General features: G+C 72.0%; 10 protein-coding genes. 9 read left to right on the forward strand and 1 reads right to left on the reverse strand.

The window, feature by feature from the left end; all coding sequences use genetic code 11:
* From D458_RS0105320 to D458_RS0105340, 5 genes are all read left to right on the forward strand, one after another.
* Nucleotides 1–729, forward strand: a complete 729-nt coding sequence (locus tag D458_RS0105320; RefSeq protein WP_017585689.1) for a TetR/AcrR family transcriptional regulator C-terminal ligand-binding domain-containing protein — start codon at nucleotides 1–3, stop codon at nucleotides 727–729.
* 129 nt (nucleotides 730–858) lie between these two features.
* Nucleotides 859–2,193 carry an MFS transporter gene (locus D458_RS0105325; protein ID WP_017585690.1) on the forward strand — a complete coding sequence of 445 codons (1,335 nt, stop codon included), beginning with the start codon at nucleotides 859–861 and terminating at the stop codon, nucleotides 2,191–2,193.
* Nucleotides 2,194–2,312: 119 nt separating this feature from the next.
* On the forward strand, nucleotides 2,313–3,350 hold the full coding sequence (locus tag D458_RS0105330; protein WP_017585691.1) for a nitronate monooxygenase: 1,038 nt from the start codon (nucleotides 2,313–2,315) through the stop codon (nucleotides 3,348–3,350).
* A gap of 120 nt (nucleotides 3,351–3,470) precedes the next feature.
* Nucleotides 3,471–4,643 (forward strand): MFS transporter, encoded by a 1,173-nt coding sequence (locus D458_RS0105335; protein WP_017585692.1) that lies wholly within the window; start codon nucleotides 3,471–3,473, stop codon nucleotides 4,641–4,643.
* 110 nt (nucleotides 4,644–4,753) lie between these two features.
* On the forward strand, nucleotides 4,754–7,276 hold the full coding sequence (locus D458_RS0105340; RefSeq protein ID WP_239647893.1) for a penicillin acylase family protein: 2,523 nt from the start codon (nucleotides 4,754–4,756) through the stop codon (nucleotides 7,274–7,276).
* Here D458_RS0105340 and D458_RS0105345 read toward each other — a convergent pair.
* Nucleotides 7,260–8,234, reverse strand: coding sequence for an oxidoreductase (locus tag D458_RS0105345; protein ID WP_017585694.1), 975 nt, complete (start codon nucleotides 8,232–8,234; stop codon nucleotides 7,260–7,262). The genes D458_RS0105340 and D458_RS0105345 overlap by 17 nt on opposite strands.
* Before the next feature lie 80 nt (nucleotides 8,235–8,314).
* On the opposite strand from D458_RS0105345, the gene D458_RS0105350 reads away from it, so the two are divergent.
* The 4 genes from D458_RS0105350 to D458_RS32990 form a co-directional block, all read left to right on the forward strand.
* Nucleotides 8,315–8,911, forward strand: a complete 597-nt coding sequence (locus D458_RS0105350) for a TetR/AcrR family transcriptional regulator (protein ID WP_017585695.1) — start codon at nucleotides 8,315–8,317, stop codon at nucleotides 8,909–8,911.
* Nucleotides 8,912–9,013: 102 nt separating this feature from the next.
* Nucleotides 9,014–10,660 carry a nucleotidyl transferase AbiEii/AbiGii toxin family protein gene (locus D458_RS0105355; RefSeq protein ID WP_017585696.1) on the forward strand — a complete coding sequence of 549 codons (1,647 nt, stop codon included), beginning with the start codon at nucleotides 9,014–9,016 and terminating at the stop codon, nucleotides 10,658–10,660.
* Between the two features lie 21 nt (nucleotides 10,661–10,681).
* Entirely contained in the window at nucleotides 10,682–12,355 is a 1,674-nt protein-coding gene (locus D458_RS0105360; RefSeq protein WP_017585697.1) for a nucleotidyl transferase AbiEii/AbiGii toxin family protein, read from the forward strand.
* Between the two features lie 464 nt (nucleotides 12,356–12,819).
* Nucleotides 12,820–14,055, forward strand: a 1,236-nt coding sequence (locus D458_RS32990; RefSeq protein ID WP_017585698.1) for a sensor histidine kinase, incomplete at its 3' end; no start/stop codon positions are given.

A 14,055-nucleotide genomic window follows, 5' to 3' on the forward strand; every position in this document is an offset into this window, starting at 1 on the left:
ATGTCCGCCGAGAGCACCGACCATCGCAAGCGCCCCCGACGCCGGGGGGAGGCTCTGGTCAACGCCATACTCGAGGCCACCATCGAGGAGTTGGCCGAACACGGGTACGCGGCGCTGACCATGGAGGGGGTCGCCGAGCGGGCCAGGGCGAGCAAGGCCTCCCTGTACCGGCGCTGGACCTCCCGGTCCACCCTGGTGATGGACGCGGTGTACCACCTGCTGCCCCACCCGTCGGACATCCCCGACACCGGTGAGCTGCGCGGTGACCTGCTGCTACTGCTGCGCCGGACCGCCCGCACCCTCTCCGGTCCGGCCGGTGAGGCCCTGCGCGGTCTGCTCGGGGAGGCACTGCCCTACCCGGAGCACGCCGCGGAGATCCGTTCCCGATCCCAGGGGATGGGCCGGCAGATGATGGCGGAGGTCACCCGAAGAGCCGTCGCACGCGGGGAGATCCCCGCAGAGGCGGTGGCGGGGGCCCGCCTGGACGTCGGCCAGGCGCTGCTGCGCAACCACTTCCTGTTCCGGCTGGAGCCCATCCCGGACAGCCTGGTGGTGGAGATCGTGGACACGGTCCTGGTCCCGCTCTTCCACACCCCGCCGTACGAGCCCTCGGGACCGGGAGGCGCTCCGGAGCAGGAGCGGGAACCCGTGCGCGCTCCGGAGCCGTGGTGGGACCGCGAACCGGAGCCGGGGCAGGACCGGGAGTGGGAGCGGAGCCGGGAACGGTAGCCGGGGCAGGACCGCGGCCGGAAGCGGGAAGCCGCGGAGAAAACACGTGGAGTAACCGGGCCGGGCGCTGTTAACGTCGGCAAAATCCCATCGGGCCCGGTCGCGGGCCCCTACGGAAGCGGACCGCCCATGACCACCACGCCCTCCGCCGACGAACCCCCGAGCGGGCCCGCGCAGCCCGCCCCCACACCTCCGGCCGCGCCTCCCGGCGCTCCCCCGCCGTCCCCGGCGTTGGCCGCCACCGAGGGCGGCCGGTTCTCGCTCCTCACCCGCCTCAGCGTCTACACGCTGGTCAGCACCACGGCCGACTTCGTGTTCGGCGCGGTCTTCGTCACCGTGATCCTCGCGCGCGGCGCCGACCCCTGGGCCGTGGGCCTGATCATCGCCGGGGGCCACCTCATCGGGTTGCTGATGGAGGCGCCCAGCGGTGCCATGGGTGACCGCTACGGCCACCGCCGCCTGCTGACGGTCGGCCTGGCGGTGTGGGGCTCGGGGTTCGTGACCCTCGGCCTGGCCGACGGGCTCCTGCTCACCGCGGTGGGCATGTGTCTGGGCAACACGGGCATGTCACTGAAGTCCGGCACCCTAAACGCGATCCTGATCAACAGGGTCGGCGAACACGACCGGAACCAGCGCATCACCCGGATCGTGCGGGTCGGGGCGGTGTCCACCCGCATGGGGTCGGTACTGGGCGCGGCCTCGGTGATGGTGGCGGGCACGTGGCTGTCCGCGGACACGATGATCGCCGTGGGCGGTGTGCTGGTGCTGCTGCTGGCGGCCCTGGCCCCGCTGTGCTTTCCCCCGACCCCGGCGCGGCCGGACCGGCGGATCGGGACGATCGTCCTGGAGTCGGTGGTCCTGGTGGCCTCCCGGCGGTTCGTCCCCCTCGTGGTGCTGGCGCTGTCCCTGATGTGCGCCACCATGCTGCTCGTCGTGGCCTGGCAGCCGATGCTGCTGGCCGAGTACGGCGACGAGGACGTACGCCTGAACGGTCTGGTGCTCCTGCTGATGAGCCTGTCCCTGGCCGCCGGGGCGGCCTGCGCCCGCTGGGTGAACAAGGACCGCCCGCACGTGTGGGGGTCGCTGGTCTCGATGGGGATCGGGCTTCCGCTGGTCCTGGCCGCCTACGGGGTGGTCCCGCTGGTGGCCGGCCTGGTGGTGGCGGAGTTTCTCATCGGGCTGGGCGGTGTGCTGTCCGGGGTGTGGGGCCAGCTGATGTTCACCGACGCCAACCGGAACACGATGTTCTCGACGGTGACGGTGGCGACCCTGCTCGGCAGCGTGCTCACGACCAGTTCGTTCGGTTGGATGTGGGACCTGTGGGGCGTCCCCGCCGCCGTGTCCGTGCTGGCCGTGCTGGCCTTCGTGCTGGCGGCGGCCGCCCTGCTCCTCGCCCGGCTCTTCCCCGAGTCCGCGGACTTCACCTGGGCGGCCCGGCAGAACAGGGCCGCGGCCGAGGACTGAACCGCCCTCCTGTTAGCCTGCGGCCCAGGTCGTGCGGGATCCCCGTCCTCTGGGAGGTCGCGGGGCCGCGCGGTCCGGCCCGGGTGCCGCCCCGTTCACGTGTGAGAAGGCGAGAGAGCATGAACCTGCCCGAACTCCTCAGGGCGCGTCCGATCCTGCAGGCGCCGATGGCCGGGGGCACGTCCACCCCCGCTCTGGTGCACGCCGTGTCCGGGGCGGGCGGGCTGGGGTCGCTCGCCGCGGGCTACCTGTCCGCCGAGGCTCTGGCCGGGCAGATCGACGCGGTCCGGGGGCTGGGCACCGACGTGTTCGGCGTGAACGTGTTCGTGCCCTCCGGATCGCCCGCTCCCGGGTCCGTGACCGCTGCCTACCGGTCCGAGCTGGCCGGGGACGCCCGCCGTCTCGGGGCGGAGGTCGGACCGGCCGTGTACGACGACGACGCCTGGGACGCCAAGATCGACCTGCTGGTGTCCTCCGCCGTCCCCGTGGTGAGCTTCACCTTCGGCTGTCCGTCCGCCGCGGTCCTGGAGCGTCTGCGGGCGGCGGGTTCGGCGACGGTCGTCACCGCCACCACGGTCGAGGAGGCCCGCACCGCCGCGGCCCGGAGTGCCGACGGGGTGTGCGTCCAGGGGGTGGAGGCGGGCGGGCACCGCGCCACCTTCGATCCCGCCCACGGCGACGACCGGCCGCTCCTGGAGCTGCTGCCCGAGGTCGTGCGCACCGTCGGGGTGCCGGTGATCGCGGCCGGGGGCCTCATGACCGGTGAGGACGTCGCCGCCGTCCTGGCCGCCGGGGCGAGCGCCGCCCAGTCGGGCACGGCCTTCCTGCGCTGCCCCGAGAGCGGGGCCCAGGCTCCGCACAAGGCCGCGCTGGCCGACCCGGCCTTCACCCGGACCTCACTGACCCGGGCGTTCACCGGCCGCCCGGCCCGAGGGCTGACCAACCGGTTCATGGACGAGCACCGCGACGCCCCCGCGGCCTACCCCGAGGTGCACCACATGACCAGGCCGCTGCGGGCCGCCGCCGCGAAAGCGGCCGACCCCGAGGGCATGGCTCTGTGGGCGGGCACGGGTTTCCGGCTGGCCCGGGAGCTGCCCGCCGCCGATCTGGTCGCCGAGCTGCGCGCCGGAGCCGCCGAGGCGGGCGCCCGTCCCTGACCCTGGCCCTGACCGGGGAGGGGGCCTCGCCGGGCTCCCCCTCCCCTGAGGGGTCGCGGGACTGTCGGTGGCGGCGGTTAGCGTGGCGGTGCGCCACCGCCCCCCTGCGTGAGGACCCCCGTGACCGAGACGCCCACCCGCCGTTCCCCGTGGCGCTTCAGTCGCGACGAGCGCAGCCTCGTCCTGGGGTCGCTGCTCAACTCCATGGCCTTCTTCGCGGCCCTGCCGTTCGCCGCGCTCTACCTCGCCGACCGCACGGAGCTGTCCGCGGCGGGGATTGGTGCCGTGGTGGGCGGCATCCCGATGATCGCGGCGTTCGGGGGCCTGCTGAGCGGGATGGTCGCCGACCGCTTCGGCGCGGTCCGGCTGATGCGGCTGGGCCTGGCGCTGAACGTGGTGGTCTACGCCGTACTGGCCTTCGTCGCCGCGCCCGCCGCCATCGTGGTCCTCCTCCTGAGCCTGGGCCTGGCGCGCACGATGGTCGAGCCGAGCATGAAGAAGCTCCTGTCACTGGCCGACACCGGTGACGGGCGCATCTTCCGGGTCCGCTACATCACCCTGTGCATGGGCGCGATCGTCGGCCCGGCCGTGGGCGGTGTGCTCTACCACGCGAGCCCGGCGGCGTTCTTCCTGGCTCCGGCGGGCTTCTTCGCCCTGTACCTGGCGGTGGTGCTGGTCCGCGGCGGTGAACTGGCCCGCCTGGAGACCCCCTCCGCCGGCACGTCCTCCGTCCCGTGGACCGGTGCCCTGCGCGACCCCCTCCTGATGGCCGCCATCGGCGCGGGCACGGTGGTCTTCCTGGTGATGGCCCAGATGGACACGTCGATCCCGCTGTACATGAAGACCGCCTACGGTGACCGCACGGAGTACCTGTTCGCGTCGCTGCTGGTCGTGAACGCCGCCCTGGCACTGCTGGTGCAGCCCCTGGTGATCTGGGTGTCCGAACACCTCTCCCGCGGCCCCCTGGTGACGCTGGGGTGCGTGTTCTTCGCCGTGGCCTTCGCCTGTGTCTGGCTGGGCACGGCCAACGCGGTGATGCTGTACGCGGCCATCGTGTTCTGGACGCTCGGCGAGGCGATCCTGCTGCCCCTGCCCGACATGGCGGTGCACTCCCTGGCCACCGACGACCGCAAGGGCACCTACTTCGGTCTCTCCGAGCTGCGCTATCTGGGCTTCTTCGTCGGCCCGGTCCTGGGCGGCGCCCTCCTGGACCTGTCGGTCGCCGCCTACTTCACCGTCATGGCGGCCCTCGTCTTCCTGTGCGTCCCCCTTCTCCTCCGCACTCCGAAGTGACCGGGCAGGCGCCCCACCTGCCCGGCAGCACCACCTACCAGTTGGTAACAATTGGATATGCCGAGGCTGAGATCTAGAGCACGTGAGCCAGCACACCCTAAGGTTCCGTCATGGGTGTATTGCGGAAGCGTGTCCTTCTTCGTGTTCTTCTGGGGCTTATAGCCACCATTGCGTCTCTTGCGCTGATTGCGTCTCTGCTGGGCGTCTGGGCGGTGCGACGGTCGTTCCCGACGACCTCCGGGGAGCTGTCCCTCTCCGAACTCAGCGCTCCGGTGACCGTGCTCCGGGACGAGCAGGGCGTGGCGCACGTGTACTCGGACAACGCCGAGGACCTGTTCGTCGCCCAGGGGTTCACGCACGCGCAGGACCGGTTCTGGGAGATGGACTTTCGCCGCCACGTCACAGCGGGCCGCACCGCCGAGCTCTTCGGGGAGGGCCAGGTGGAGACCGACATCTACCTGCGCACCATGGGCTGGCGGCGGGTCGCCGAGCAGGAGTACGACCTCCTCGAGGAGGACACCCAGCGCTACCTGGACGCCTACGCGGCCGGGGTGAACGCCTGGATCGACGACAACCAGGGGCTCGAGGCCGGTCTGGAGTACGGGCTGCTCGGGATCACCGCGGACGACTACACCGTGGAGCCCTGGACCCCCACGGACAGCCTCGCCTGGCTCAAGGCCATGGCCTGGGACCTCGGCGGCAACCTCCAGGCGGAGACCGAACGCGCCCAGCTGCTGGCCAAAGGGCTCGACGAGGACATGATCGAGGAGCTCTACCCGGCCTACCCCACCGATCTGCACTCCCCCATCACCGACACCGACGAGCACGACGGGGACGATCCCGAGGCCGACCTGGGGCGCGCCCCCGAACTGCCCGAGGAGGCCCTCGCCGCGCTCGACGGGTTCTCCGACGTGCACGCGGCCATCCCCGACCTCCTCGGCCCGTCCAGCAGCCCCGACCTCGGCTCCAACTCCTGGGTGGTCTCCGGGGAGCACACCGAGACCGGTGCGCCGCTCCTGACCAACGACCCCCACCTGGGCGCCTCCATGCCGTCCACCTGGTACCAGATGGGCCTGCACTGCACGGAGCTCACCGAGGCCTGCCCGTTCGACGTGAGCGGGTTCAGCTTCTCCGGTCTGCCCGGTGTGATCATCGGCCAGAACGAGTCCATCGCCTGGGGCTTCACCAACCTCAACCCCGACGTCATGGACCTCTACCTGGAGCAGGTCGACGGCGACACCTACGTGGTGGACGGCGAGGAGCTCCCGCTGGAGATCATCGAGGAGACCATCGCGGTCTCCGGCGGTGACGACCTCGACCTGACCGTCCGCTCCACCCACCGCGGCCCGCTCCTGTCGACGACCGCCGCCGGGGCCGGCCTGCGCGAGATCGGCGAGAACCCGGGGGAGGGCGACGACGCCCCCTACCAGGTGTCCCTGCGCTGGACCGCGCTCCAGCCGGGCAGCGCCGCCGACGCCATCTTCGACATGAACCAGGCCCGCGACTGGGAGGGCTTCCGGGAGGCGGCCGGCAAGTTCGACGTGCCCTCGCAGAACCTCGTCTACGCGGACAACGAGGGCAACATCGGCTACCAGTCACCCGGCCTGGTCCCGGTCCGCGGCGAGGGCGACGGCCGCTGGCCCGCCCCCGGCTGGGTCTCGGACTACGACTGGGAGGAGGAGTACCTCCCCTTCGACGAGCTCCCCAGCGTCCTCAACCCCGAGTCCGGGGTGATCGTCACCGCCAACCAGTCGGTCGTGGACGAGGACTACGAGCACTTCCTGACCACCGACTGGGACTACGGCTACCGGAGCCAGCGCATCAACGACCTGCTCGACGAGGCCATCGCCGACGGCCCGCTGACCGTGGCCGACATGGAGCGCGTCCTCATGGACTCCCACCACGGCGCCGCCGTCGAGATCACCCCGTACCTGCTGGACGCGGAGGTCGACGGAACCACCGCCGAGGCGCAGGCCCTGCTGGAGGACTGGGACCACTTCAACGAGCCCGACTCCGCCGGCGCGGCGTTCTACAACGCCACCTGGCGGCACCTGCTGCCGCTGCTCTTCGACGAGCTCGGCGAGCTCGACATGAACAGCAGCTCGCGCGGCATGTACGTGGTGGCCCAGCTCCTGGAGGACCCCGACAACGCCTGGTGGGAGGGGGGCGAGGCCGACGGCCGCGAGGAGGTGCTCGCCGCCGCCATGGACGAGGCCGCGGAGGAGCTCACCGAGCTGCTCGGCGACACCCCCGCCGACTGGCGCTGGGGTGACCTGCACACCCTCACCGCGACCCACGAATCGTTCGGGACCTCGGGGATCGGCCCGGTGGAGTGGCTGTTCAACCGCGGTCCGGTGGAGAGTTCGGGTGGTTCGAGCATCGTGAACGCGACCGGCTGGAACGCGGCCGAGGGGTACGGGATCACCGCGGTGCCCTCCATGCGCATGATCGTGGACCTGTCCGACCGGGACTCCTCCAGGTGGATCCACCTGACCGGCAACTCCGGCCACGCCTTCCACCCCAACTACGACGACCAGCTGGAACTGTGGGCGGAGGGGGAGACCCTGCCCTGGGCCGTGACCGAGGACGCGGTCCGGGAGGCGAGCACGGACGAGCTCACCCTGGTCCCCTAGCCTCCGGCCTCCGGGTCACTGTCACACGACGGCCCCGGTGCGGCGCCCGCCGCACCGGGGTCGTCCGTCTCGCGGCGGGTCCGTCTGACAGCGGGAACGAGGTGCCGGTCAGCTCCTCGGACAGGTCCCACAGCCGCCGGGCCGCCTCGGGGTCCTGAGCGGCGGCGCTCCTGCTCGAGGGGCCGGGGGCACCGTTCATGAACAGTCCCGTGGGCCCGGCGAAGGCGGCGCCGGGAACGTCCTGGGTGGCGGCGTAGACCGTGGGCAGGGCCCCGGCTTCGGCGCTCTGGGCGACGAGCCGGTTGAGGATCCGCATGAACCGGTCCTGAAGAGGCTTCTCGCTGCGGCTCTGGAGGTTGGTGGCGGCGTACCCGGGGTGCGCGGCGGTGGCCAGTACCGGGGACCCGGCCCCGTCCAGCCTGCGCTGCAGCTCCAGGGTGAACAGCAGGTTGGCCAGCTTGGACTGCCCGTAGGCCCGGTAGGGGGTGTAGCGCCCCTCCAGGTTCGGGTTGTCGAAGTCGATGCGGTTCACCGACCGGTGCAGGCCCGAGGAGACGGTGACGACCCGCCCGGTGACGTGTTCCAGCAGGAGGTTGGTGAGCGCGAAGTGGCCCAGGTGGTTGACGCCGAACTGGGTCTCGAAACCGTCCTTGGTACGGGACTCCGGGACGGCCATGAGGCCGGCGTTGTTGATCAGCAGTTCGAGGTCGCCCTTCCACCCGTCGGCGAACTCGCGGACCGAGGCCAGGTCGGCCAGGTCCAGGCGGCGGACCTCGGTCTCGCCCACGATCCCTCCCGCGGCCTCCTCCCCCTTGGCGGTGTCGCGGACGGCCAGCACCACACGAGCACCGCGCCTGGCCAGGACCTTGGCGGTCTCCAGACCCAGTCCGCTGTTGGCGCCGGTGATGACGGCCGTTCTGCCGGTCAGGTCGGGCAGGCTGACGTTGCTTTCGCTCATACCACCAACGTAGGCACCTCCCCAGGAAGTTGTCAATGACAACAATGATGTCATTGGAAACATTCGACTATGCTGGAGGTATGGCTGACCGCCCCTACCACCACGGAGACCTCCGCTCCGCCCTGCTGGCCAGTGCCGAACGCACTCTCGCCGAGCGGGGCCCGGCAGCGCTCTCCCTACGCGAACTCGCCCGTGAGGCGGGTGTCAGCCATGCGGCACCCGGACGCCACTTCAAGGACAAGCAGGCCCTGCTCGACGCCCTGGCGCTCAGCGGGTTCCAACGGCTCCAGGCCGTTCTGGAGCAGGCCGTGAACACCCAGAACACCGCCGGAGCGGACACCGAGGCCTACCTCCTGGCCCTGGCCCGCGCCTACATGGGCTTCGCCCTGCCCAACCCCGCCCTGCTGGACCTGATGTACGCGCGCAAGCACGACAGCGACATCTCCGACCAGCTCGCCGCCGCCGTGGGCGACCTGCTCGCCGTCGTCCTGAACACCATCGCCGAGGGCCAGCGCAGCGGGGAGATCGGCGAGGGCGACCCGGCGGCCATCGCCTTCACCGTGGCCTCGACCCTGCACGGCTTCGCCTCGTTCAGCGCCGACAACACCGTCGAGGACATCGACGAGAGCCTCGAGTCCGTCGTCAGCCTCCTGATGACCGGCCTCAGCCCCCGCTGACGCCCGGCCCGGTGGCCGGACCGGTGAACCCTCCCTCCTGCCGGGACGTCGGAGAGGAGGGGAGCCCCCACCCTCCAGATCCCTTCAGCAGAAGAAGAACCCATGGAATTCGCCGGTGACTTCGAGACCCATCTGACCCTGCGCGCGGACAGTGACGCCGACGTCGCCTCCGCCGCCGCCTGGGCGGCCGAGCAGGGGCTGAAGTTCACGCACATCCAGCTCGACCGGGGTGACGCCCCCTCACAGCCGATGGTCACCTACCACGGCCACGGCACCCTCACCGGGCAGAGGGCGATCGCGAACCGCTGGCGCGCGCGGCTGGCCGGAGCCGGGTTCGAGGTGGTCCGGGAGAAGCACGAGGTCGCCCACACCAACGCCGACGTGCCCGGCACCCCCGAGGAGGCGCGCGCTCTCGGGCCGGGGTACTACTTCGAGACCCACCTGAAGCTGCTGCTGCCCGCCGACGCCGACCTCGACGGGCTCGCCCGGCTGGTCGGGCCCCACCGGGCCCGGCTCTCCCGCAACGCCCGCCGCACCCGCGAGGACGGGCGTCAGGAACGGTTCGTCACGCAGCGCTGCTCCGGCGTGGACAGGAACGTCGCCTACGAGCTGCACTCCTCCCTGAGGGAGGTGCTCAACGGGCAGGGGCTGCCCCGCAGCTTCTCCGGGGAGGAGAACGGGGTCATCGACACCGAACGGGAGTTCGTCGTGTACGACAGCGCGCTCGCACTGGACGCCGGATGGTTGGACGACGCCCCGGTCACGGACCCGGTCGAGGCCCGGCGCCGTTGGTACGACCCGACCTACCCCGCCACCTTCCTGCCGGTCACCGCCGGACCGCACGCGACCCAGGAGAAGGTGTTCGACCCGGCGATGAAGCAGTTCGACCACGCCTTCCGCCCCGCGGAACCCGTCTTCACCGACCCCGGGCTCGCCGAACGCTGGTGGGCGGCCAACCGGAGCGCCATGGAACACGTCCTGCGCGCGGTGTCCACCACGGAGTGGGCGGACAGCCTGGTGCTGCGCGGCAGTACGACCATGCCCCTGTGGGTGGGAGAGCGGGCCCGGCGCCCCCGCGACCTGGACTTCGTGGCCCTTCCGGAGACGAGGTCGGCCGAGCACCACGACTCGGTGCGGATGCTCGACGACCTGGTGTCTGCGGTCGGTGCCCTGGAACCGCCCGCCGGGCTGGTGTTCGACACCGCCGGAACCCGCGGGGAGAGCATCTGGACCTACGAGCGCGCCTCCGGTCGGCGGCTCGTCATCCCCTGGCAGCACACGGAGGGCCCGCACGAGGTCCTGCCGCCGGGCACGGTCCAGGTGGACGTGGTGTTCCAGGAGCCCCTGCCCGAACCCCCTCTGGCCGCCACTGTCGGGGACATCCCCGTGCTGATCGCCGGGCCGGAGCTGTCCCTGGCGTGGAAGGTGCAGTGGCTGGTCACCGACACGTACCCGCAGGGCAAGGACCTCTACGACGCCGTCCTGCTCGCCGAATCCCACCCGCTCCCGCACGACCTGCTCATGCGGGTGCTGCGCCCGGAGATGGACGCGGAGGCCGACGAGATGAACGAACGGTACCTGAGCGACGGCGAGGGCCACCTGAGGTGCGACTACGACCTCATCCAGGGGTGGGAGCACTTCGTCCGGGACTGCCCGTGGGTGGAGGGCGGCCCGGGCGAGTGGATCGACCGCTTCGAGGCCGCCCTGGCACCCACCTTCCGCGAGCTCCGAGACGGCCCGCACAACTAGTCCCCACAGAAGAAGACCCCCATGGACACCACTGAATACTTCGAGGTCAACCTGACCCTGGACGCGACCGCGCCCGGGCGGGTCGCCGAGGCCGCGAGTTGGGCCGACACGTACGGACTCGGCTTCGCCCGCGTCGAGCCCCTCCGGGAGGAACCCCTCGCGCAGCCGACGATCACCTTCCACGGCCGGGGGAGCCTGGACAAGGCCCTGGCCATGGCCGAGATGTGGGCCGGGCGCCTCAGCGGGGCCGGGTTCCCGGTGATCCGGACCAGGGTCGGGATCCCCCACGACAACAAGGGTGTTCCCCGGAGCCGGGCCATGGTCGCGCACATGGATGAGCCGCGGGAGCGGTACTTCGAGACGAGGATCAGGCTCCTGTTGCCGCCCGGGGCCGATCTGGGAGCCCTCGCCCGGATCGTGGAACCGCACCGGGCGGGGCTCTCCCGCCACGCGGGAGGCGATCGGGAGGAGATCCGCGAGGAGTGGCAGGAGTGGTTCGTCGTCCAGCGCTGCTCACGGGCCGGCCGCCGAGAGGCCGAGGCGCTGAGCTGGCTGCTGCTCCGTTCCCTGGAGATGGCCGGGGTGTCGATGGACGGGCGCGAGACGCCCAGGTCCCGGCTCCTGTCGATCGAGCGCGAGTACGTCGTCCACGACAGCGACCCCTCCCTCGACTCGGAGTGGTTGGGTATCAACCCGTTCTCCGAGAACGAGGAGGCCCCCCGCCACCGCCCGCCGCTGGTCGGCTCGGGCCGGGACCCGGACACCTACCTGCCGAACACCGCCGGGCCGGAGGCCGAACAGGCCAGGGTGTTCGACCCCGCCCTCAAGCACTTCGGTGACGCCTACACGGCCGGTGAACCGGTGTTCGTCGACCCCGAAATCGGTGCCCGCTGGTGGTCCGCGCAGCAGCGGGCGATGGACCTGGCGCTGCGCGCGATCGCGGCCACACCCTGGCGGGAGCACCTGGTGCTGCGCGGCAGCACGGCCATGCCCGTGTGGATCGGGGAACGGGCCCGCCGCCCGCGCGACCTGGACTTCGTGGTGGTGCCGGTGGAGATCGCCGCGTTCGGCGACCCGGCCGAACGCATGCTCACCGAGATCGTCGAGGCGGTCACCGGGGCCGGTCCGGACTCGGATGCCGGAGCGGGAGCGGGAGCGGGAGCGGGAGCGGGAGCGGACAGGATCGTCTTCGACGCCCGGGACGTGCGGCAGGAGGGCATCTGGACCTACGAGCGCGCACAGGGCAAACGGCTGGTCCTGCCCTGGCGGGCCGAAGGACTCCCCCCTGGCACCGTGCAGGTGGACGTGGTCTTCCACGAGGTGCTGCCCGTGGAACCGGTGCGTGCGACGGTCGCCGGGGCGGAGGTGCTCACGGCCGCCCCGGAGCTGTCCCTGGCGTGGAAGGTGCAGTGGCTGTTCACCGACAGGTACCCGCAGGGCAAGGACCTCTACGACGCCGTGCTCCTGGCCGAACGCACACCGCTCTCCCGGGACCTGCTCGTTCCGCTGCTGCGGCCCGAGCTCGGTGACGGGGCCGAGGAGGTCGACGAGACCGCGCTGCGCCGGCCCGACGGCCCGTGGGAGTTCGACTCCAAGGAATGGGACCACTTCGTCCGGGACTGCCCGTGGGTGAAGGGCGAACTGTCGGAGTGGATCGACCGCTTCGAGGCCGCCCTGGCCCCCACCTTCCGCTAGGGCCCGGCGCCCCGGACCGCGCCGGGAACAGAACCCGGCCACCGGGAACGCCCACGGCTCCACCGAAGCGCGAAGGCCCACCGAGTACTCTCGGTGGGCCTTCGCGATGTCGAAGAGGGCCGGTGCGGCGGTCGCCTCACGGCGGGTGGCACAACAGGGTTCCTGCCACCGCTAGGTGCGGTATTCCCTGAAGGCGTTGTTTAGAGCCCGGGGGACACTTAAACCGCACCGACCCGCTCCGTGTAACGGACCCACCCCCGGAGCTATTCCGCGGTCCTCCCCGGATCGGCGAAAAATCTGGACTCTCCCCCGCCGGGCGCCCGCCATGCCCTGGTATGAACCTTTTGTTCTTGTGGCCGGGCGCGGTCGGACCCGTCGGGCACGGTCTCGGAGAGCCTGGTCGACGGGTTCCGCCTGCCCGCCCGAGACGGCGGGCAGGAGTGCGGCGCGCCTAGGCTGAGCGCATGGACGATTCCGGGCGCCGAAGCCGACTCCGGGGACGGCGGGTCCCGGAGCGTTGGAAGGCACCGCTCCTCGACTTCGCCCTGTGGGCGGTGCTCGCCGCGCTCACCCTGACAGAACTCGCCGGGACGCCCTCCCACGCCATGGCCGTCGAGGGCGCCGTGGCGCTGGCGGTGCTCGCGGTCGGGCTGCAGCGCCGCTTCCCCCACGCGGCCCTCACCGCGGTGACCGCCTACGCCGCCGCGCAGGCCCTGCTCACCGGCCTGGGCGCGACCTCCACGACCATCCTGGTCGTCCCCTACCTCTGCGTGTGCGTGTCCTCCTTCCGGGCCGGACTGTTCTCGGGCCGGGCCCGCCCGGTCGTGACGCTGACCGCGGTCACCGCGGCGGCGGCGTTCGCGGGGTACGCGGCCTCGGGGACCGTGCTCGGCTACACCTCCCGTGCGTTCCTCGCCGGCGCGGACGACTGGGCGAGCGTCGCCCTGGCCCTCGTCCTGACGCTGGTCACCCCGTGGCTCTTCGGCCGGTACTGGCACTGGCAGAGCCTGGTCGGGCGCGGCGGCTGGGAGATGGCCGAGCGGATGGAACGCGCCCGCGTCGCCGAGACCGACCGGGCCCGCCTGCTCGAACGCGCACGCATCGCCTCCCGCATGCACGACTCCCTCGGCCACGACCTGGCGCTCATCGCGGTGCGCGCGGCGGCCCTGGAGATGTCCGCGAAGGACGACCCGGAGCGGCGCGAGGCGGCGGCGGAGCTCCGGGGCGCGGCACACGACGCCAACCTGCGGCTGCGCGAGGTGATCGGGGTCCTGCGCGAGGAGCCCGAGGACACTCCTACCGAAACCGTCTCCGACCTGGTCGAACGGGCCTCCGACGCCGGACTGTCGGTCCGGCTGCTCCGTGAGGGCTCCGACCCGGACCCCGGATCGGCGAGCGGGCGTGCGGCCCACCGGGTCGTCCAGGAGGCACTGACCAACGCCGCCAAGTACGCGCCGGGAGCCGAGGTCTCGGTCCGGATCGTGCGGGGCGGCGGCGTCACCCGGGTCACGGTGGAGGACACCGGGGCCGTCACCGAGAGCGCCCTTCCCGCCCGCTCCGAGGACACCGAGGGCGGTTTGGCCGGACTCCGCGCCCTGGCCGCCGACGAGGGCGGCACCTTCGAGTCCGGCCCGAGCGGCGACGGTTTCGCGGTGCGCGCGGTCCTGCCCGACACCCACGGCTCCCCCCGGCCCCCCCCC

It is taken from the genome of Nocardiopsis ganjiahuensis DSM 45031, assembly GCF_000341085.1.
Taxonomy (GTDB): Bacteria; Actinomycetota; Actinomycetes; order Streptosporangiales; family Streptosporangiaceae; genus Nocardiopsis; species Nocardiopsis ganjiahuensis.

Excerpts from the sequence above, each read along its gene's own strand:
- D458_RS0105345 (WP_017585694.1), bottom strand. The coding sequence starts at position 8,234 with ATGAGCGAAAGCAACGTCAGCCTGCCCGACCTGACCGGCAGAACGGCC.
- D458_RS0105325 (WP_017585690.1), top strand. The coding sequence starts at position 859 with ATGACCACCACGCCCTCCGCCGACGAACCCCCGAGCGGGCCCGCGCAG.
- D458_RS0105350 (WP_017585695.1), top strand. The coding sequence starts at position 8,315 with ATGGCTGACCGCCCCTACCACCACGGAGACCTCCGCTCCGCCCTGCTG.
- D458_RS0105355 (WP_017585696.1), top strand. The coding sequence starts at position 9,014 with ATGGAATTCGCCGGTGACTTCGAGACCCATCTGACCCTGCGCGCGGAC.
- D458_RS0105330 (WP_017585691.1), top strand. The coding sequence starts at position 2,313 with ATGAACCTGCCCGAACTCCTCAGGGCGCGTCCGATCCTGCAGGCGCCG.
- D458_RS0105340 (WP_239647893.1), top strand. The coding sequence starts at position 4,754 with ATGGGTGTATTGCGGAAGCGTGTCCTTCTTCGTGTTCTTCTGGGGCTT.
- D458_RS0105360 (WP_017585697.1), top strand. The coding sequence starts at position 10,682 with ATGGACACCACTGAATACTTCGAGGTCAACCTGACCCTGGACGCGACC.
- D458_RS0105320 (WP_017585689.1), top strand. The coding sequence starts at position 1 with ATGTCCGCCGAGAGCACCGACCATCGCAAGCGCCCCCGACGCCGGGGG.